This is a genomic window from Prochlorococcus marinus str. MIT 1013 (assembly GCF_027359395.1).
GTDB lineage: Bacteria > Cyanobacteriota > Cyanobacteriia > PCC-6307 > Cyanobiaceae > Prochlorococcus_B > Prochlorococcus_B marinus_E.
This window is the reverse complement of the sequence record NZ_CP114778.1, coordinates 516446-533529: the sequence shown is the minus strand read 5'-3', so window position 1 is coordinate 533529 and position 17084 is coordinate 516446. Positions and strand designations below refer to the sequence as shown.

Here is a 17084-nt window from a genome sequence, read left to right as displayed (position 1 = left end):
CTTTCATAGGAGTTGAGCTTATATTGGATTTTAAATTTCCTCTTAAATTTCCCTAAAGTTTATTTAAAACTTTTTCCTTAGATTGAATTGAATCTAACTTAATTCTTTTTATTTGATCTTTTTCCCAAAACCAGTAAACAGGATTTTTCTTTTGAGTTTCTTGTAAATCTTTTCTGTCTCTTAAGCTAACAGGTGTAAATTCATTTTTAGGATTAAATTTTTCATCTCTTATAGCTTGGTTTAGAACAATACTTCCTTCATAATTAGAGATTGATCGATGAAATGTTCCGACAGGAATTTGAAGTGCACCCATGGCACGATTTAAATAAACAATGTGATAAGGTTCTTCCCATTCAGGATTTATCAAAGTAAAAATACGGCTACCTTCGATCACTAAATTGTGATCAATTTGATGTCGATGTACGTAATACTGCTCAAAATCACCATCGTTTGGGGGTGAGATGGCATTGCCGTGATGAATGACTACATCAGAGCCATTGGATCCTTTTACTCCTGCATCGAAGAACGATACTTGAGGTGTTTCACGGAAAACGTGAGTAGGAACAAAATTTAAACGCATTGCAAATACTCCGTTACTATTTTGTCCATAGAACATCAATGTTTATCTGGCCTTGAATGGTTTTCATTTTTATAGACCTAGGTCAGTCGAAAACATAATTAAACCTATCCCTATAGAGGAATTTAAATAATTGATCTAAAAATAGAATCTCAACTTTTCTTCTTTTATTAGTTTTATTCCTGCAACAATCGCAGTTGTCTTTTTGAGGAATGGAAAAAGGAGTAAAGAGTTTCATAAGCCCTCCTTGATACACCTTTGGTCTACTCCCCCAATCTTTGAAAAGGGAGTAGGAAAGCACTACCTTAACCGAACATCAGTTTTAGAGAACTTCAATTTGATTCTTCTCACGACTGAGCTATTAACTTCTTCTAAAGACACGTTGCTTTCAAGCTCAAGTCAGCGGAGGGGACAGACGTTGAAATCCTGTCTCTTTGCTCGCAAATTTATTAAAGGTAGCTCTCCGATTTCCTTGATAAAAAATCTTAGCCTTGCATTTCCTACATACCGGGCTTAACCAATTCACTCTGAGACTCCAATAAGGAGCTTTGAGTAACTATTGAAGTTAGAAACCCCCTATTAAATAGGGGGTTTCTATTGCAAAGCTCAAAAAATACAAATTAGAGAACCTTACGATTCAGCTTCCCTCGGTTAGGGCCTAAAGCTGCTAGTTTACTTCTTCGTTTTTATCCAATGTCGGATGAACTTAGATAAACAAAACGCTAAAGTTTTAAAACTACAAGCTAAAGCGGATGCTTGTACTTCTAGAAAAGAGGCTCTAAAAATTTTAAAAAAGGCTGATAAGGCTATCCATAAACTTTCTAGGTCATAGATCATTGACTAAGAGCAGTAAAGGCTAACCCCATAGGTTTTGCAATCTTGCCACCAGGCCCAGACCAAACTTCTATACCTGTTAATTCTTTTTTCCCAACCAGAATATCTAAGCCATTTTTCCAGTTAGAGCAAAATAGCCAATCGCACCAATAGATAGTCCAAAAGTAATCAGGTTGGGAACTATGCCACCAATTATTTGAGCTTTAGCTCAAATAATCTTTTTTATTGGTGAGGAGGATCTTTTTCTTCTGGTCTAACTTTTCCTTCTCTGGTTTGATCGAAATAAATAATCACCCCACTAAAAAATGCTAATCCAATCAATTTAGGAATAATACCACCTATTATTTAAACTCATCAAAGAACTCCATTTGTATTTTATCGACTCCAATTTGTCTTGTATAAATTAAAGGCTTAAAAAACCAATTGCTTAGTCTTGCTCTTTTTCTTCTTTGTTGGATTTGAACCAACTGTCTTCTTTCATTCCTCTTCTAATAGCAGTAACAAGTGCTCCAAGGAAAAAAGAGCCTACTCCAGCAAATATCGCCAGAGTTAATAAAGGCTTAACTCCTGTTACAGCTGTACTTTGAATGGCAGGATCTAACGGGTCCATTAAATCTTTGTTTTATTAGTCGTCATAAACTTTGCATGTTGACGAAGTTGGATGGATTTCACATTCTTCTTTCCAAAACTTCTCTCTGGTTTCATCAGGGATTGCGTCATTGAAATTATGCATGACTCGAATATCACTCATCGCATTTTTGATGACAGAAAATGGAGTTCTTAGCTTCATAAACCTCCTATTCGGATAACTTTGTTCTACTTGATTCCTTGTGATTTCAACACCTCGGCTTTTACTCAAGTACTACTTCCTAGTTATTCGAATGACATCAGAATTTAATTCAATTCTGACTTAAGACTCCATTGCTGCAACTTCTTCAGAGCTTGCTTTTGTCTATCCTCGAAAACTGAAGATTTGTAAGAAGTAAATACTCCTTTCTTAAATGCTGCAAGTTGAGCTCTCTGTAGTCTTTCTGCTTTTAAGACTCTTTTTTTCGAGAGTCCTCGAGAGGTAAGATTAGACACATTATTAATGAACGGTAAAAAAACTCTATATCCAAGAATGTTTTCCTGAGGTTTTCAAAAACAAAGACAGTTGACAACCGATTGCAATAGTAAAGAAATGGGCAAACTTAGATCAGTATTTTTTGTGCCTTGAAAAAGCTATTTTTCAAAATGATGTGCGATTTCATATTAATTCAGTTTTCTGTTTGCGAATAAGTGTAAATTCCGATTCCATTTGGGATTAATAGCACCATATTTAGTGCAATCTTGTACCAAGTAAGATGAACTCCACGCTACATTCGCCGTCTATTTACCCAGAGATCATCACTCATACAACTCTCGACCTTATGACTAAGCTCACTGAATACACCTCTCCAGCAAAGCAAGAAGCAAAGTTAGAAGCTCAAAGAAGAAATGCAGAAGCACTTGTGCTGCAAAAGCAAATGAGCGTTTGACAATAAACTTCATCTACTACTCTGATTGAAATCCTTTTTTTATCAGGGCGTTAGATACCAATAAAACATTATTTAATAGATATAAAAATTTAGATGGAGCTGAAAAAAGTTTGCTTAATTTTATTTGGTAAGATCAGCTATTTTTGTCAGCTAGTCTAGGGCTTAGCAGGTTATTTTTATTTTTGTTCTTGATCTTCTTGTTCCCATGCTTGAAATTGGAAATAAAATATTGCGCAAATCGCTACGAAGATTGAAAGAAGTCCAGCCCAACCCAAAAACTTATGTTCGGTAAAAAGATTTGTAAGCATTGACTTTTCTTGATACCTAGCATCCATCTCGTTTTGAATATTCCCAGCCCATACATCAGCAGCAAAATGAATATTCTCAATAAAATCAATCATTCCAGCCATCTGATTAAGAAGAATACTAGGCAAAAGAAAATTCTTTTGTTAGGAGGGTTAACTAAATATTCTGTGAGGTAGTTTTCGAAGAGAAGAGGTTGACCATCTAACCCTTCGAATTATCAGGAGAAGTGACAGACCTCCCTCCTCTGCTTTGGCTTAGCACGGAACACTATTTCACCGACTGTCTCCTGCTTTAATTGATGATGCTTACGTATTACACCATCAACGTGAATAGAATTTAGTAAGAACCTCTTTAAACCTGATTTTCCCTTGAGGTCGTATTCTCCTATCTTTTTTTTGCTGCTGTTTGTTGTATTTACTCCTAAAACGAGAATGGCTTTTTAATTTTTGTTCGATATTCACTAACTATCTTGGTAACTTCCTCACCATGAATTCAATGAATTTCTCCAGAATATAATTTGCCATTTGAAAGAGATCTGGTGAGCCTCGACAGCATGAATATCTTTATTCAATCGTGCAATGGAAGCTATATGGAGTCAAACCCACTCTATTTGCCTGATACTTTATGACTTTTTTTCCCTATCCAGTCTTCTGGCTTTTTCATCATCCAATTCATAATTCCATCACTATCCATATTTCTGGAGCTAAGGCCAAAGGCAACAACAAATAAAATGCTAAAAGAAATTATTATGACAAGTAATAACGAGCTTATTCCCATCTCAGAGAGAGTAAGACCAAAAAGAAAATGCATAATTTGAAAAAGAAAATTTTATTGAAGTTTTAAATCTCAAGTGTGCGAAGTTGGTTGTGCATGTCATAAAAGATCAGATAATTCATTCTCATCCATTGAGATGAACTGTTGCAACATTACTTCTTCTCATAACCTTTATAGATCCAACTTATTAGCTTTTTCTGACATGGTCTTAGCTAACACTCTGGCAATGCCTTCGAATCAAAACCAATAAGTACTTCACCAGAAGTATTAAACTCATTAGAGAAATAGGAGTATTTCGAAGAAGACACTCTTAAACACATACTTTTAGCTAGCATTTACATTGCATGGCAACATTTAAACTATTGCTGTGACAGGCATTGTGGACGATACATATTTGTCATCTCCATCAACGTCTATTGCTCATGGAGATCATCAGACTTCAAAGAGTCGATGTTGGAGGCAGCAGCTAAAGAATAAAATTGGATGATCTCCAGGGACTGCATAGACTTCTGAGATTAAAGATTAATGAAGCAGGAGATATTTTTTCGGCGATCTATTAATTGTTTTTCAATAATCTCTTTTTGATTGTCTGTTCTTCTTTAATTCACCTCGTTTCTTCTTTGACTCAATCCTCTTCCTCTGTGATGAGCGTGTAGGTATAGTTTCCCTTCTCTTCTTTGGAGGTGGCTTTAAAAGTTCTCTTAAGGTTGAAGCAAGTCTACTTAAAGCCAATTGTCTATTCTTATATTGAGTTCTCTTATTCTGAACAGCTATGCATATACAACCATTAATGAGCTTTACTTCATTTTGAATTGAGATCCTATGTTTCTGGAATTGAGTTAAAGTTTTTGATTCAGATACGTTAAATACAATTTCAACTCGACTGTCTGTTTTATTTACGTTCTGTCCACCTGCTCCTGATGACCTAGAGAATCTCCACTGTATCTCGCTGACGGGTATTTCAAGCTTAGAATTAATCGTTAGGTTCATTTGACTTCTATATTTTCGTCGACATAACTATTAGAGCCTTCAATATTGTTCATGAGTAATAACAATCAGCCATTTCTTTAAGCATTTTCACAATGTGTTTATTTCGAGCATTTGTCTCTTCTTTTAATTTCTCGCATGCACATTTCACTTGCATCCAAACCACTTCCATTACTTCCCGTTCTTCTTCTGTAGGTTCCCAATTGGATGATTCCATACTTAGATAGTAAAAGATGGTCTGAACACTTCTAGGTCTATATGGACTGATTTTGTATACTACAGATTCTACGAATCAACAAGAAAAGCCCTTATGAATTCATAAACTCCATGAGCAACCACCCTCGTGTATACGGAAGTAATTGCTAATGTCCAATAAATCAATGGGATAAAAAGGAGAATCAACCATAGCCTGAAAATATTTGACCAGATAAAACTTAAAGTTGGTATAACTCCAACAAATATCAAGCTAAAAATAAAAGCAAATATTAGTATCAATTTTTTAACACCTTTCGTCTTCATAAATTTGAGTAAAGGTCTTAAAAATCTTTCAGGTAGAAAATATCCCCAACGAGATGGACGATGCTTTATCCAAAAGCCCATTCCCTTTCTGATTTGTCTGTCATAAGATGCAAGAGTTTTTGTTACTGTCTTCTTATTTGTCATTAGTATTTCTGATAACTAGACTTGCTGCACAAAATTAGAACTACTTTAATTCTAATAATTGCAAATTTCTCGACGCATTCAAAAAGTCTGTGAAATATTTCTACTCCTCATGACATTGCTCTTATGGTTGGAGTAGGAAGAAGATTGAAGATATTTACTACGTGAGTGTTACAAAAGTAAGGTAGTGTTATATTGCTTAGGGATTATTATTTCTTGCTGTAATTCCTTAAGATTGATTGCTAATAAAAGCTTTTATAGTACAAGGGATAATAAAGTAGCTCAGAATTAAATTAATGTTTTTATATTCCATGATGTTTCGTCAATAACCTTATCTGTAATTCTCTCCCTATATGAGAATGTTGCCCATTCAAGTTCTTCAACAGAAAGAAATAAAAAAATAAAGGCTAAAATAGAATTAACAATAATAAATCTAATTCCTTCCATTAAAGTCTTAATATCAAAAATTTGTCTGTCGCTATAGCTATAGGTCGTAGCAAAAGTCATCCTTTAAAAATTATCAGAAATATAAAAGAAGACTAAGAAATTCTAATTATATGTCAAGAGTGCTCAAGTAATATGCAATACCTAAGATTTGTAGGACTAACGCCTTAAATATCACCAATCCTTTTTCACGCCCACTAATATTTTCTATTACTTTTAATTATGGTTTTATTATTTTCTAAGGCCTAGATAAAAAGCATTAAATAAACAATAAGAACAGTACAAAGTCATGCGATGAGGATAATCCTTTCTAGGCGCCAGTTGAATTGTCAATCAATCATTTTCGGAAAATAGTAGAACGTAATACAAATTGTAGTTGAAATTGGCTAACAAAGACTCTTTTGAAGATTCTCCTTCTAATCTTGTTTAGATAAGAGCAATGAAAAAATTTAAATTCAAATCCTGATAAATTGTTAGTGTTGGCAATATTTAATAATCGAAACCATTCCAATCAAAAAATGTATCTAAACGATTGGACTAACAGTCCTATTGAGGGGGTATCAGGGGATGGAAGAACTATCAATTTGCAATTAATACCTGCTTTGACATTCCTTAGAAAAACTTTGTGGATGTTTATCTCCATTGCAGCCTTGTCTGAAATGACGCATATATTTACATATGACATAAATAATCTAGATTGACTAGATGGAGCAAGAATTACAGCACATAATTTTGAAGAAGTTCTCTAGAAATAAAGGAGAAGGCTTTTCTTTAATTGAATTAGTGGTCATTGTCTCTGTGCTGGCTGTATTAGCCAGCATTACTCTGCCAACATTTGGCTGCATTACTCGCAAAGCCAAGGCAATGAGTGCTTTGACTGCTTTGAAGCAAATTCAAATGGAATGTGCTGTTAAAGGAAAAGAAGACGGAGGAGACGTTGCAACATTTGTGACCAGTAATCTGCAGTCATATGAGATTGAATCAGATATTTCTAGCAGCTGTAATGGAGCATTAGGAACTGGCTTGATTCGTGCAATACCTAATGAACCGGATCAATTGCCTACTTTTATATTGGCGACTAATAATAATGAGTTGACTTATAGCTTTAAAGGAGTAACAGGTACTAACTTTACGGAGTGCTTAGGAATGATATGTGTCAGTTCTAATAGTAACAAGTCTGTTTTATTTGGTCCTGATAGTGGCCTTTCTTGTAGAGAAGCTAGATCTAACAATTTAGGAAGAGTAGACTTTGCAATTGGTTGGCTAGGATCAGGAGTCATAAATGATGGCGATACAGTTGATTTGATTTTGCAACCTGTAACTATAATTGTTGGAGATAAAACTTGGCTTGTTGATGATGTGCAGACCACAATTACTTACTATCATGATCCATCAAAGCATGGTAGAGAATGGTTGAACCCTTTTGCTCAAAAAGCTGTTGATGTCATTAACGCATCAGATGGAGAATTTAGTGCAGAAGTAGACCCAGATAATCCTTATACATTTAATATCTACTCCTCAAAAGGCACTGAGATCGATCAAATTAGTATGTCAGTTGATAAGACAGTAGATGGCAAAGGTATTACACCTATTTCCAGTGTCCCTTTGAACGATAAAAAACCATGGGCATTCCCTACCTTGAGCACTTGGGATAGTGCCGAAAGCAATCGAGTTAATCTGTCATCTGTTTCTACTAATGAAAATAATGGAAGCACTCTCAATCAGAATTCAGTTGTAATATGTGATGGTCGATAGACAGAAAAAAATAAGACTTTCTTGTATTTACACTACTGTTTTTTCTTTGCAGTGATTTGCTTAGAAACCTTTAGTTGTTTTTGATGACTCTCAGCAAAACCAAGACGAGAACTTTTTCAAGCAATCCTTTTATTTGTAGTAATTCACAAGATCAACTATGAGAACAGTTAAGAGAACACCACCGAGGATGAAGGGCAAAAAAGGATATTTTGCTGAAAGATTGTTCATGAAACCAGCTTTCTTTTCTTCATTCTTTTTTTTCTTTTCTCTAGGAGGCAATCCCAACTCTTGTCTTCTTTTGGCTTCTCCCATAGTGAGTTAAAAAGATTAATTCCAGAAGATAAATCTACTGTCAAGCGAGTATCAACTATACAAGTAATCTATTTTTGTTAATGAGTTACTCCGCTATCCATGATGGTGATATTGGTATCGATTGAATTAGCCCAACGTAACTTGCTTAGTTCTTGATATTCCGAACTGTTGTAAGCATCAATTGCAGCTTGCTTTGATGAAAACTCAATAATAACGGCTAGTTTCCCGCCCTTCCCTTCGACAGTTTGTCCCTCCAAATCCTTCGCAAAGACTGAGCCACCTACTGAGTTAACCCAAGGTTGAAAGGCTTCAACATATTCAGCAAAAGCAGGATTAGTAACTGTGGTAGTAACGAGCCAAAAACCTTTAGCCATCAACAAAAATATAATTTAGAAAATTTTTACATATTTCATCTGTTTTGTATATAAATATTAGAGAACCATTTAACTTCCAATATTTTATCTAAAAGGTTGCTTCGAATTAAATCAAGAAAAAGAAAAGAAGGCCTAAGCAATTGCTTTTTGTATCGGCATTAGAGACTAAACTTATTACGGCTTATTAGATTTTGCTTTTATGGGATGGAACTGGAGTAGTTTATAACTATTCATAATATCTCCCCGACAACGATTAGAAGTTGGTCTATACCTAAATAAATACCTTATCTAAAATGGCAAATACATTTCGTGTTGATGCAGGATTTGATAATCCTGGTGTAAGCCGGACATTTTTGTGGATTCAGTTTGGTGTCTTTACTGGATTAAATGTTCTTTTTTTAGTTATTTTCCTTTTCTATAAATTCAATCCTGCTTTTCACAGTGTAATAACGGGAAGACCAGTATAGCTTTCACCTCAACAGTTGGGAGGTGGGCACCTTATTGAAAAATAGGATATCCTTCCAGGGATCTTTAATAATTCAAATGAAAAAAACTGCGATTGTGGGAGTTATGGCAATGGCCATAGGAATTGTTGTAGGTTCTCAACTTTCTAAATCTGGCACTGCGGGATATGTAGTAATTACAGGTACTACAAAAAACAGAGAAGCAGCTAAAGATTATTTTCAAAATGTCCATATGGTTACCAAAAAATGTGGTTTAACTACATTGGTTCTAGATAAAAATACAGATATTAGAGAAGGAAGCAAAAAGGGAGATGGTGGCCCACTAACTGTGATTGCAAGACATCCAAAAGGTAAGGATGCTGTTATTAAATGCTATGAATCTGATTCATATCAAAGGCTAAAAGCAATTCGCACTCCATATACAAATTGGAATTTCCGTCTGACAGAAGGTAAAAAATAAATGTTAATAAAGGTAGGGGGCTAAGAGCCCCCTACCTCCAATCGACTGTAAAACGAGCTTTTAATTTATGGTCAATAGTCATTCCCCTGATTTAAGGGATTACAACAACCCAGAGAACCAATTTCTATCATAATCCAAATTCCAGAAAACGAATTGCACCGTTCAATTCAAAATTAACTTCTGATCAACACAAAACTTTTAATATCAAATGTTTTAGAGGTAATTTCCATACAGATTAATTAAAAACAACTAATCAACTAATGATTAATTCAGTCGAACCTATTGTTATCTCGTTAGGTAAAGAATCTGCAGAGGTCCTTGGCTTCAAAACAGAAGAACAAATAGAAACAGCCTTAATCCCCTTAATGGCAGAGGCTTTTCACAATGAAGACAGTTCTGTTAAATAAAGCAATTAAGAAAAAAGAAGACGACAATGATGCGAAACTAAATCACTTTATAAATACCTAAGGTCCTGGTATAGAAACAAAGAGTATTATTTCCATTTTCAACCTCAAGATTACTAATTCTTTTAAAAAATAAATTCTGGTAGTAAATAGTGAGAATCCATTCAGTCTTGCGACTTTGACTTGTTTAGTTCATTGCGTTTTTTTTTTTAAGTATTTGGTATTTATTTCTTTTGCTTATTAAACAGTTTTCTTAGCTTAATATGTTTTGCAGAATGATATCAATAGTTTTTTCATCTAAACAGTTATTAATTTTATGTTTGTTAAAAGCAATAAGCAGGAAGATGGCTTTTCACTGATTGAGTTGGTTGTTGTAGTAGCTGTTTTGGCAATTCTTGCCTCTATCTCTATCCCAAGGTTCGCTTCTTTGAATACAAGAGCGAGACAAGCAGTTGCTATTTCACAAGTAGAAGCCTTATTAAAAGCGGGTATGATTTTTTATGTAAAAAATCTAAGGTATCCAAATTCTTGGGCTGAATTTCAGCAGGTTTCAGGTTATGGAGATCAGCTCGCTCAAAGTGGTTTAGCAACTTGTGCGAGCTATGGATCCGTTTGTAATGGCAATGAAAGAGTAATTGTAGATGGCCAATATTTATTAGGTTATTACCTTCAAAATGGGCAACTTAGAGCAAGTGCTTGGAGATTTAACAATACAGGTCCTACATCCCAAAACCCATCAGTTTGGGGTTGCGTTTCCCAAAATTCTCCAAGATATATCTATGCTTGGAGTAATAGTTTTTATCAAGGACCAGCTTGGACGGCTGGTGAAGTTATGACTGGTGACGATGGTAATCCGATACCTAAATGTCAATAGAGACAAGTTGTTTTTTCAATTTAAAAAAATGCTTTAATAAGAGTGAGAATTAACTATTTTTGCAAATTCGAATTTTAGGATTCATGAAACCCATATTTAAAAACCACTCGCTTCAAAATATTTTCGTGTTAGTTGTTGGCTATTTAGGACTTATTTTTCTACGTCAAGGATTTGATTTTTGGGAAGATGAAGAATGGTTTGCGACTGCCTTGAACGGAGGTTTGGCTTATGCTCTTTTTGGTTCTTTGCTTGGGTTCCCTCCTTTTAACAAACTATTTAAATAAATCGGCCAGTACTTATCTCTAATCTCTGTTACTTAAAGAAATCAAAATATTCTTATAAGCTTCTAGTCAAAATATGCGATATAGTCAGTTTGCTTAATTGATTATTTTGACTAAAAAGAAGTTTTTAACTAGCTCTATACTGACTGTTTATCTTTTACTATGTCCTTTAGAAAATAGGGCACAATATGTCAAGGATAATTTGACTAGCAATCAAAAATTAGAACAATCAAAATCAAATGAAGGACTGACAAAAAAAACACGAGCACGAACACGCCATAATATTTCTAGTCATGATAATTTTCTAAAAAACAGGGGCTACATAAATTTAAATGGCCCAAAAATCACTTTAAAACTTAAAGATGCAAATTCAAAAGATATACTAAAAGAAATTTCCAAACTTGGTGGTTACGGTTTTGTGTTTGTTGAGGATGAAGTTGCAAAAGGTTCAAAATCTAAGAACTCTAATGAAAGAAAAGTTACTTTAAGTTTGGACAATGAAGACTACTCTATTTCTATAAATAGTATTTTACTTTCAGCAGGATTACAGGCTAAAAGGCAAAATAATTTACTTTTGATTGGTCCAAATGTTCTAGGATTAAGTTTTGATTCTAAGCTTTCTAAAGTTTATAGATTAAATCAGGCTTCAGCTGACTCTGCAGCTGATTATCTTGCAAGTTTAGGAGCTTCAATTAGCAAAGTTAAAATCATAACAACAAACACCTCAAGTGGAGGAGGTACGTCTACTTCTAGTTCAAAGACCTCAATATCTCAATCATTATCAAATGTAGAAACATATTCTGCTTCAACAGGTCCACTTAAAGGTCTTACTGGTACAACAGATTCAAGATTAAATCAAATCACTTTAATTGGAGAGCCTAGTTTAATTGAAGTTGCTGAAAAATATTTAAAGCAATTAGATGTTAGGCAAAGACAAGTTGCATTATCTGTAAAGATTATTGATGTAAAATTAAGTGAGGAAGAAGGCCTAGATAATAGCTTTTCACTAAGAACAGGTAATACATTCATTATTAATAACAATGGTTCATTAGCGGCTGTATTTGGGTCATTACTTCCAGCAGCAAACATTTCTTCTGCCAAGCCTGAAAATAATCCAGGAAGAGGTTATCCTGATGGTGGATTTTACGATAGCCTTGTCTCGAATATAAGATCTAGAAGTTCAAATACTTTAGCCAGTCCAACTCTTATTCTAAACGAAAGTTCAGAGCCGCTTGAGGGAGTGGGGAGATCAGCGGCTAATGAATCTTTTATATCTGTTGGAAGTAATATTATAACTAATTTTACTTACAGCAAAGGTGAGGAAGGAGAATCAGATAAATGTGTAGCTGGATTTGAAACAGCAGGTTTAGAATTAGCAGCTAAAGTACATAAAATTGATGACAATGGTTACGTTACATTCTCACTTAGCCCAAGCTTAACCGCAATTAGTGATGTATATAATAACCCAATGTGTGGAAATTATTACACGTTAAATGCAAGGAAATTAGATACTGGAACAGTCAGAGTTAAAGATGGACAAACATTAATATTAACTGGAGTTTTACAAAGTTTGGAATCTGAAACCACTTCAAAGCTCCCAATTCTTGGAGATTTACCAATAATTGGTAATGTATTTAAATCTCAAGGTAAAACCAATGAGAACAGAGAATTAATTATTATGGTTACACCTAAAATAATTACTGATTCAATAGATACTACAACACAAGTATATAAACCTTCACCAACTATTAAAAGAGAATTACAAGAGGAATAATATAATGAACTTAGTAAATTGGAAGGAATTAGATTTATTAGAACAAAGAAGAAAAGAAAGTAATTTATCAAAGTTATCTAGTCAAAATATCAGCTCGATAAGAAAAAAAGGTAAGATCATTGCCTTTATTACAATTATATTTTCTCTACTTACCTATCTTTATTTATGGACTTATGCAAGAAGCAAACAAGCAAATGAAAGAACACTTTTAGCACAATCAAGAGTGTATGATGAATTAATATTAATTCACAGTAGACTTCTTTCAGATGTAAGAACTGGTTACGCAAAAAATACAAATAAAGCTAAAGTTCTTTTATCAAAGAAATCAGCTACTGCTTTACTTCAAAGCATTAGTAAGTTACTTCCTAAAGTAATAAAATTAGAAGGATTAAAAATTACAGATGATATACTTCAAATCAAAGGAGCTGCTCCTGAGGAAGATGGACTAAGAAATATAAATTCTTTTATGTTAAAGTTAAAAGAATCTCAACTTTTTGATAAAGACAGCATTACATTAAAAAGAATATGGATTTATATATCTTCAAGTAGTGAGTATCAAGAAACAAAATTTATAATTGAAGTTAAATATAACAATCTAAAAGGATCAGAATTAGAAAAATATTTAATAAAGTCAAAGGCTTATGGCTTTGCTAATAGAATAAAATATATTAGAGGAGAGGGGCTCATAAAATGAAAGATAAATTTTTAAATAATGGAAAAGGATTTATAAATCCTGAAAACGCTTCATTAATTATTCCGATATTATCTGGATTGTCCATATCTCTTTTAATCTTAATCTTTGGTATCTTTCCTGAAATATCACTTATAAATGTATCAAGGAGTAATATAAAGGTATTGGAAGAGAAATTATCATATATCAAACCATTAGAATCTAGAGTTGAAAAGCTTAAAAAAACTAAATATTTAATAAAAGATCAAGAAAATAGAATAAATAAAATCATTGTGGGAAGCATAAGCTTAGATACAATTATAGTTAAGATCGAAATGATTGCTAATAAACATAATATATATATTAAAGAAATAAAGCCAAGCGAGAAGAAAATTAAATCTAAAATAGACAATTCAAAAGATTCCTTGATCCTTGCAGGTCAATTCACTCAGGAATTCGATATATCAATTGAAGGAATTTATCCTGATCTGGCTAGGTTTATTAGTGACCTAGAGAACATAGAGTCATTTATAATTATAAAAGAAATTGATTTAAAAGAGAATTTAAAGAGATCTGATATTATAGATGAAAGTAATAATAATATTACATCAATGAATATAAAAGTAGAAATGCATGGCAACTCTAACTAATTGATTAAATGATATTTATATACTCATTACTTGGAACTGCAATGTTATCAATGACATTTGCAATATTTGAGCTCTCATTTGGAATAAGGAGAATTCAACCTTATTATTCTATTAAAATGCCTGATTCATTAAAAATATCCAAAAACAATAATAAATTAAGTGAGAGAACTATACTAAATATCTTAAAAAATCATTCTGATAAAATTGATAAAGCTCAAGAGGCCTGTCTGAAAATTGTTAGTGGAGTTACTAATGATCCTACTAATTTCCCAGGTACCGAAGAACAATATCAAGAAATTTATAATATTTTAAAGAATCATAATGAATTATCTAATTATAGATTACATGTTACTCAACCATCTCAAGAAAATACTTGTGCTTTATATTCAGGTAATCATCGATTAATATTTATAAATAATCCAAGCTCAAGTACTCCAGTAACTTTTTATTCATGTAGTTTAAAAGGAACTGAAAAATGCTTATTCGAATATAGTCTTTAATAAAATGCTTCAATCATTAATCGGTAGTATAATTGCATTATTAGCGACAACAAGTTTATTACTTGCAATTCAGGTAACTGAAACTATTATTAAAGGGTCTATAAGATTCCCCTTGACAAAGGATGAGCTAGAGATCATAAAAGGTTCTGGAAGAATAAGTGAAGTTGATATTTTAAATAGCAATATTAAACAATTTCCTCAGAAATTATGAATTTTATAAATTCAAGAAAAAATTTCAATCCTCATGATTCAGGAATGACAGTTATTGAAATGATTGTAGCAATTTATATGTTAGTACTATTTCTTACCGTAAGCATATTAATAACTGAACTTAGTATGCGATATCTAGGAAATAATGATGATAACAGCAAAGTAAGTGGTATTCCTAGAAATGCAATTAATGATCAATATAACCTTTCGTTATTCCTTGACAGGTATGCAGATGTTCTTGCTCAACCATCAATAAGCTTATCTAAAATATCTTCAATAGAATCATCTAAAGAAGGTGACTTACCATTAGGTTGTTCATTCACGCCAAATTTAAGTTGGCAACTTCCTGTAAGTAGTACTATTCCTTCAGCTGGTAATTGGACTCCAGGTGGATCAGGTTATGCAATTTGCCTTCGTTCAACACCTCTTAGAGAAAGTTCATTATCAGAACTGATAGAAAACAATTCAAATGCCAAGCCAGGAATTTACTTTTTATTGGGTTTAAATAATGAAATCTCAACTACAAAAATTCCATTACGAAAGATTTTTTGTAGACCAAGTTCATTCTGTAATTATTAAGAAATCATGCAAACACCCACAAAGCAAAGTTTATTTTTTGGTATTGATACTTCACCTATAAATAATTATTTTGAAAATATTAGAAAGAAAATAACAAGTAGCCAACTTATTTTTGAATTCACAAAAAACTCTTTAAATTATGGATTAGCAAAGCTAAAATCTGACGAAGTTGATTTTAGCTTTCTAAATAGTATCGAAATTGATGATGAAACGGCCATTGATAGAGGTGCCCCTACAAACCCAGATTTAATGGCAGGATTATTAAAGAATCTTGTTTCGAATGAAGGAATATTTGCCCATAAGGTAAGAGTTATTATCCCCCCAGAGGCTGCTTATACTAAAACAATATTTTTACCAGAAAGTGTTAATGAGGAAAATGTTAGGGAATATTTATTGGATCCTAAAACAGAATATAAAATGCCTATCCCAATTCGCCAAACTGACTTTGCCTTGATTGAAAACTTTCAAATTAGAAAAATAAATGGTCAGATACATAAAGGTTATTTTCTTTCAAGTATTCCAAAAAAGATAACCAATCAAATCATTAAAACATTAGATTTAGCTGATTTAGAATTAACTGATATTGAATTAGCTTTTACATGTCATTCAAGATTATATTTTTCTGAAATAAGAAATTTATTAGAAGATGAATATCTCATTGTTCTTGATATGAATAGTGATTGTACTCATTTAAGCATATATTCAACATACACTCATATGGAGATTTCAAAAATAGCTGCCATTAAAGATCAGAATAAAACACAAGATTCAAAAGATGAAAATGATGTTGATGAGAATATTAGTCTTTCTAAAATGGATATTCAGATCTTATGTTATGAATTAGAAGCAAAGATGAAAGATTTTCAAAAGATTAATATTAACGCGAAATGGAAGAAAATTATAATTTGTGGTCCAAATAGCTTGCATCCCAATCTTTCTAAATTATTAAAATCAGAATTTAATCTTTCAGTTAATGTTTTAGTAGCAAACCTTTCAAAATATGTAGGGAAAGTAAATATCCAATATGGTAATAATATACATAATTATACAAATATTATAGGCTCAGGATTAGGTTTGATCGATGTTACTTTAAGAAATAAGGGATTAGAGCGAGAAATTATAAGAAAATCATTACCAGATACTTATGACAATAACTATTTATTAGAATATTCATCTACTAAAGATATAGAACAACAGCTTTTAAATTCAAGTAGCCCAGAATTATTAACAACAGCTCCAAATTCACTACAAGCTAATAAAAACAATTTAATAGACTCTGAAGAAGATCTTTCTGAAGAAGAATTAATATTAGATACTGATATAAAAGATCTAAAATTAGATAAAGAAAATGATCAATTAATTAATAAAGATAATGAGAATAGTTTGATAGCTTCTTTAAATGAAGAAGAGAAATGGCCCAGTATTAATCTTTCAGACAATGAGGAATCAAATAATCAAGCACTGAGAGAAAATAAGAATGAAGAAGATAATAAATCAATAGAAACAAGGTCTAAAGATATAAATGAAGAAGAGAAATGGCCCAGTATTAATCTTTCAGACAATGAGGAATCAAATAATCAAGAACTGAGAGAATATAAGAATGAAGAAGATAATAACAACTCAACAAAATCAGGTCAGTTCAAGTCAGATGATTTTGAGATGCCAGATTTTTAATTTT

27 protein-coding genes are annotated in these 17084 nt (G+C 32.6%); 15 read left to right on the top strand and 12 right to left on the bottom strand.

Annotated features, from left to right (window positions below):
* Window positions 1–52: 52 nt before the first annotated feature.
* The 4 genes from O5633_RS03440 to O5633_RS03425 all read right to left on the bottom strand — a co-directional run bounded on the left by O5633_RS03440 (window position 53) and on the right by O5633_RS03425 (window position 2494).
* Window positions 53–580, bottom strand: a complete 528-nt coding sequence (locus O5633_RS03440; RefSeq protein ID WP_269610681.1) for a hemagglutinin — start codon at window positions 578–580, stop codon at window positions 53–55.
* A 1258-nt stretch (window positions 581–1838) separates the two neighbouring features.
* On the bottom strand, window positions 1839–2021 hold the full coding sequence (locus O5633_RS03435; protein WP_269610680.1) for a hypothetical protein: 183 nt from the start codon (window positions 2019–2021) through the stop codon (window positions 1839–1841).
* Window positions 2022–2036: 15 nt separating this feature from the next.
* Entirely contained in the window at window positions 2037–2201 is a 165-nt protein-coding gene (locus O5633_RS03430) for a hypothetical protein (RefSeq protein WP_269610679.1), read from the bottom strand.
* Between the two features lie 104 nt (window positions 2202–2305).
* Complete coding sequence (locus O5633_RS03425; RefSeq protein WP_269610678.1) at window positions 2306–2494, bottom strand: hypothetical protein; 189 nt, start codon at window positions 2492–2494, stop codon at window positions 2306–2308.
* A 260-nt stretch (window positions 2495–2754) separates the two neighbouring features.
* On the opposite strand from O5633_RS03425, the gene O5633_RS03420 reads away from it, so the two are divergent.
* The gene (locus O5633_RS03420) at window positions 2755–2928 is read left to right on the top strand and encodes a hypothetical protein (protein ID WP_269610677.1); all 174 of its coding nucleotides are present in this window, start codon (window positions 2755–2757) and stop codon (window positions 2926–2928) included.
* 176 nt (window positions 2929–3104) lie between these two features.
* Here O5633_RS03420 and O5633_RS03415 read toward each other — a convergent pair whose 3' ends face one another.
* The 6 genes from O5633_RS03415 to O5633_RS03390 form a co-directional block, all read right to left on the bottom strand.
* Window positions 3105–3362 (bottom strand): hypothetical protein, encoded by a 258-nt coding sequence (locus O5633_RS03415; RefSeq protein WP_269610676.1) that lies wholly within the window; start codon window positions 3360–3362, stop codon window positions 3105–3107.
* 478 nt (window positions 3363–3840) lie between these two features.
* Window positions 3841–4044 (bottom strand): hypothetical protein, encoded by a 204-nt coding sequence (locus O5633_RS03410; RefSeq protein ID WP_269610675.1) that lies wholly within the window; start codon window positions 4042–4044, stop codon window positions 3841–3843.
* Between the two features lie 531 nt (window positions 4045–4575).
* A complete protein-coding gene (gene arfB / locus O5633_RS03405) occupies window positions 4576–4998 on the bottom strand; it encodes an alternative ribosome rescue aminoacyl-tRNA hydrolase ArfB (protein ID WP_269610674.1) in 423 nt (140 codons plus the stop codon).
* A gap of 49 nt (window positions 4999–5047) precedes the next feature.
* Window positions 5048–5212 (bottom strand): hypothetical protein, encoded by a 165-nt coding sequence (locus tag O5633_RS03400; RefSeq protein WP_269610673.1) that lies wholly within the window; start codon window positions 5210–5212, stop codon window positions 5048–5050.
* Window positions 5213–5280: 68 nt separating this feature from the next.
* Window positions 5281–5658 carry a hypothetical protein gene (locus O5633_RS03395; protein WP_269610672.1) on the bottom strand — a complete coding sequence of 126 codons (378 nt, stop codon included), beginning with the start codon at window positions 5656–5658 and terminating at the stop codon, window positions 5281–5283.
* A 285-nt stretch (window positions 5659–5943) separates the two neighbouring features.
* Window positions 5944–6162, bottom strand: coding sequence for a hypothetical protein (locus O5633_RS03390; protein ID WP_269610671.1), 219 nt, complete (start codon window positions 6160–6162; stop codon window positions 5944–5946).
* Between the two features lie 455 nt (window positions 6163–6617).
* Here O5633_RS03390 and O5633_RS03385 point away from each other — a divergent pair, with 455 nt between their 5' ends.
* Complete coding sequence (locus tag O5633_RS03385) at window positions 6618–6800, top strand: hypothetical protein (RefSeq protein ID WP_269610670.1); 183 nt, start codon at window positions 6618–6620, stop codon at window positions 6798–6800.
* A 4-nt stretch (window positions 6801–6804) separates the two neighbouring features.
* Window positions 6805–7854: a type IV pilin protein gene (locus O5633_RS03380; protein WP_269610669.1), complete on the top strand. Its 1050-nt coding sequence runs from the start codon at window positions 6805–6807 to the stop codon at window positions 7852–7854.
* 129 nt (window positions 7855–7983) lie between these two features.
* On the opposite strand, the gene O5633_RS03375 is transcribed toward O5633_RS03380, so the two are convergent.
* Together O5633_RS03375 and O5633_RS03370 are read right to left on the bottom strand one after the other, a co-directional pair.
* Window positions 7984–8166, bottom strand: a complete 183-nt coding sequence (locus O5633_RS03375; protein ID WP_269610668.1) for a hypothetical protein — start codon at window positions 8164–8166, stop codon at window positions 7984–7986.
* 77 nt (window positions 8167–8243) lie between these two features.
* Window positions 8244–8540, bottom strand: a complete 297-nt coding sequence (locus O5633_RS03370) for a DUF1330 domain-containing protein (protein WP_269610667.1) — start codon at window positions 8538–8540, stop codon at window positions 8244–8246.
* Between the two features lie 293 nt (window positions 8541–8833).
* Between O5633_RS03370 and O5633_RS03365 the strand changes: the two genes are divergently transcribed.
* From O5633_RS03365 to O5633_RS03310, 12 genes are all read left to right on the top strand, one after another.
* On the top strand, window positions 8834–9007 hold the full coding sequence (locus O5633_RS03365) for a hypothetical protein (RefSeq protein WP_269610666.1): 174 nt from the start codon (window positions 8834–8836) through the stop codon (window positions 9005–9007).
* Between the two features lie 76 nt (window positions 9008–9083).
* On the top strand, window positions 9084–9464 hold the full coding sequence (locus O5633_RS03360; protein WP_269610665.1) for a DUF1330 domain-containing protein: 381 nt from the start codon (window positions 9084–9086) through the stop codon (window positions 9462–9464).
* Window positions 9465–9724: 260 nt separating this feature from the next.
* Window positions 9725–9871 carry a hypothetical protein gene (locus O5633_RS03355; protein WP_269610664.1) on the top strand — a complete coding sequence of 49 codons (147 nt, stop codon included), beginning with the start codon at window positions 9725–9727 and terminating at the stop codon, window positions 9869–9871.
* Between the two features lie 313 nt (window positions 9872–10184).
* Window positions 10185–10742: a prepilin-type N-terminal cleavage/methylation domain-containing protein gene (locus O5633_RS03350; protein ID WP_269610663.1), complete on the top strand. Its 558-nt coding sequence runs from the start codon at window positions 10185–10187 to the stop codon at window positions 10740–10742.
* A gap of 83 nt (window positions 10743–10825) precedes the next feature.
* Window positions 10826–11026 (top strand): hypothetical protein, encoded by a 201-nt coding sequence (locus tag O5633_RS03345; RefSeq protein ID WP_269610662.1) that lies wholly within the window; start codon window positions 10826–10828, stop codon window positions 11024–11026.
* A gap of 199 nt (window positions 11027–11225) precedes the next feature.
* Window positions 11226–12797: a type II secretion system protein GspD gene (locus O5633_RS03340; protein WP_269610661.1), complete on the top strand. Its 1572-nt coding sequence runs from the start codon at window positions 11226–11228 to the stop codon at window positions 12795–12797.
* A 4-nt stretch (window positions 12798–12801) separates the two neighbouring features.
* Window positions 12802–13491: a PilN domain-containing protein gene (locus O5633_RS03335; RefSeq protein ID WP_269610660.1), complete on the top strand. Its 690-nt coding sequence runs from the start codon at window positions 12802–12804 to the stop codon at window positions 13489–13491.
* Window positions 13488–14117: a hypothetical protein gene (locus O5633_RS03330; RefSeq protein ID WP_269610659.1), complete on the top strand. Its 630-nt coding sequence runs from the start codon at window positions 13488–13490 to the stop codon at window positions 14115–14117. The genes O5633_RS03335 and O5633_RS03330 overlap by 4 nt, the downstream gene beginning before the upstream one ends.
* A gap of 8 nt (window positions 14118–14125) precedes the next feature.
* Window positions 14126–14617, top strand: coding sequence for a hypothetical protein (locus tag O5633_RS03325; protein WP_269610658.1), 492 nt, complete (start codon window positions 14126–14128; stop codon window positions 14615–14617).
* A 4-nt stretch (window positions 14618–14621) separates the two neighbouring features.
* On the top strand, window positions 14622–14828 hold the full coding sequence (locus O5633_RS03320) for a hypothetical protein (RefSeq protein ID WP_269610656.1): 207 nt from the start codon (window positions 14622–14624) through the stop codon (window positions 14826–14828).
* Window positions 14825–15406, top strand: coding sequence for a hypothetical protein (locus O5633_RS03315; RefSeq protein ID WP_269610655.1), 582 nt, complete (start codon window positions 14825–14827; stop codon window positions 15404–15406). The genes O5633_RS03320 and O5633_RS03315 overlap by 4 nt, the downstream gene beginning before the upstream one ends.
* 6 nt (window positions 15407–15412) lie before the next feature.
* Window positions 15413–17080 carry a hypothetical protein gene (locus O5633_RS03310; RefSeq protein ID WP_269610653.1) on the top strand — a complete coding sequence of 556 codons (1668 nt, stop codon included), beginning with the start codon at window positions 15413–15415 and terminating at the stop codon, window positions 17078–17080.
* Window positions 17081–17084: the final 4 nt, after the last annotated feature.

Bases quoted from the DNA above. Each gene is read 5' to 3' on its own strand.
- O5633_RS03440 (WP_269610681.1), bottom strand. From the start codon at position 580: ATGCGTTTAAATTTTGTTCCTACTCACGTTTTCCGTGAAACACCTCAA.
- O5633_RS03435 (WP_269610680.1), bottom strand. From the start codon at position 2,021: ATGGACCCGTTAGATCCTGCCATTCAAAGTACAGCTGTAACAGGAGTT.
- O5633_RS03430 (WP_269610679.1), bottom strand. From the start codon at position 2,201: ATGAAGCTAAGAACTCCATTTTCTGTCATCAAAAATGCGATGAGTGAT.
- O5633_RS03420 (WP_269610677.1), top strand. From the start codon at position 2,755: ATGAACTCCACGCTACATTCGCCGTCTATTTACCCAGAGATCATCACT.
- O5633_RS03410 (WP_269610675.1), bottom strand. From the start codon at position 4,044: ATGCATTTTCTTTTTGGTCTTACTCTCTCTGAGATGGGAATAAGCTCG.
- arfB (WP_269610674.1), bottom strand. From the start codon at position 4,998: ATGAACCTAACGATTAATTCTAAGCTTGAAATACCCGTCAGCGAGATA.
- O5633_RS03400 (WP_269610673.1), bottom strand. From the start codon at position 5,212: ATGGAATCATCCAATTGGGAACCTACAGAAGAAGAACGGGAAGTAATG.
- O5633_RS03395 (WP_269610672.1), bottom strand. From the start codon at position 5,658: ATGACAAATAAGAAGACAGTAACAAAAACTCTTGCATCTTATGACAGA.
- O5633_RS03390 (WP_269610671.1), bottom strand. From the start codon at position 6,162: ATGACTTTTGCTACGACCTATAGCTATAGCGACAGACAAATTTTTGAT.
- O5633_RS03385 (WP_269610670.1), top strand. From the start codon at position 6,618: ATGTATCTAAACGATTGGACTAACAGTCCTATTGAGGGGGTATCAGGG.
- O5633_RS03380 (WP_269610669.1), top strand. From the start codon at position 6,805: ATGGAGCAAGAATTACAGCACATAATTTTGAAGAAGTTCTCTAGAAAT.
- O5633_RS03375 (WP_269610668.1), bottom strand. From the start codon at position 8,166: ATGGGAGAAGCCAAAAGAAGACAAGAGTTGGGATTGCCTCCTAGAGAA.
- O5633_RS03370 (WP_269610667.1), bottom strand. From the start codon at position 8,540: ATGGCTAAAGGTTTTTGGCTCGTTACTACCACAGTTACTAATCCTGCT.
- O5633_RS03365 (WP_269610666.1), top strand. From the start codon at position 8,834: ATGGCAAATACATTTCGTGTTGATGCAGGATTTGATAATCCTGGTGTA.
- O5633_RS03360 (WP_269610665.1), top strand. From the start codon at position 9,084: ATGAAAAAAACTGCGATTGTGGGAGTTATGGCAATGGCCATAGGAATT.
- O5633_RS03355 (WP_269610664.1), top strand. From the start codon at position 9,725: ATGATTAATTCAGTCGAACCTATTGTTATCTCGTTAGGTAAAGAATCT.
- O5633_RS03350 (WP_269610663.1), top strand. From the start codon at position 10,185: ATGTTTGTTAAAAGCAATAAGCAGGAAGATGGCTTTTCACTGATTGAG.
- O5633_RS03345 (WP_269610662.1), top strand. From the start codon at position 10,826: ATGAAACCCATATTTAAAAACCACTCGCTTCAAAATATTTTCGTGTTA.
- O5633_RS03335 (WP_269610660.1), top strand. From the start codon at position 12,802: ATGAACTTAGTAAATTGGAAGGAATTAGATTTATTAGAACAAAGAAGA.
- O5633_RS03330 (WP_269610659.1), top strand. From the start codon at position 13,488: ATGAAAGATAAATTTTTAAATAATGGAAAAGGATTTATAAATCCTGAA.
- O5633_RS03325 (WP_269610658.1), top strand. From the start codon at position 14,126: ATGATATTTATATACTCATTACTTGGAACTGCAATGTTATCAATGACA.
- O5633_RS03320 (WP_269610656.1), top strand. From the start codon at position 14,622: ATGCTTCAATCATTAATCGGTAGTATAATTGCATTATTAGCGACAACA.
- O5633_RS03315 (WP_269610655.1), top strand. From the start codon at position 14,825: ATGAATTTTATAAATTCAAGAAAAAATTTCAATCCTCATGATTCAGGA.
- O5633_RS03310 (WP_269610653.1), top strand. From the start codon at position 15,413: ATGCAAACACCCACAAAGCAAAGTTTATTTTTTGGTATTGATACTTCA.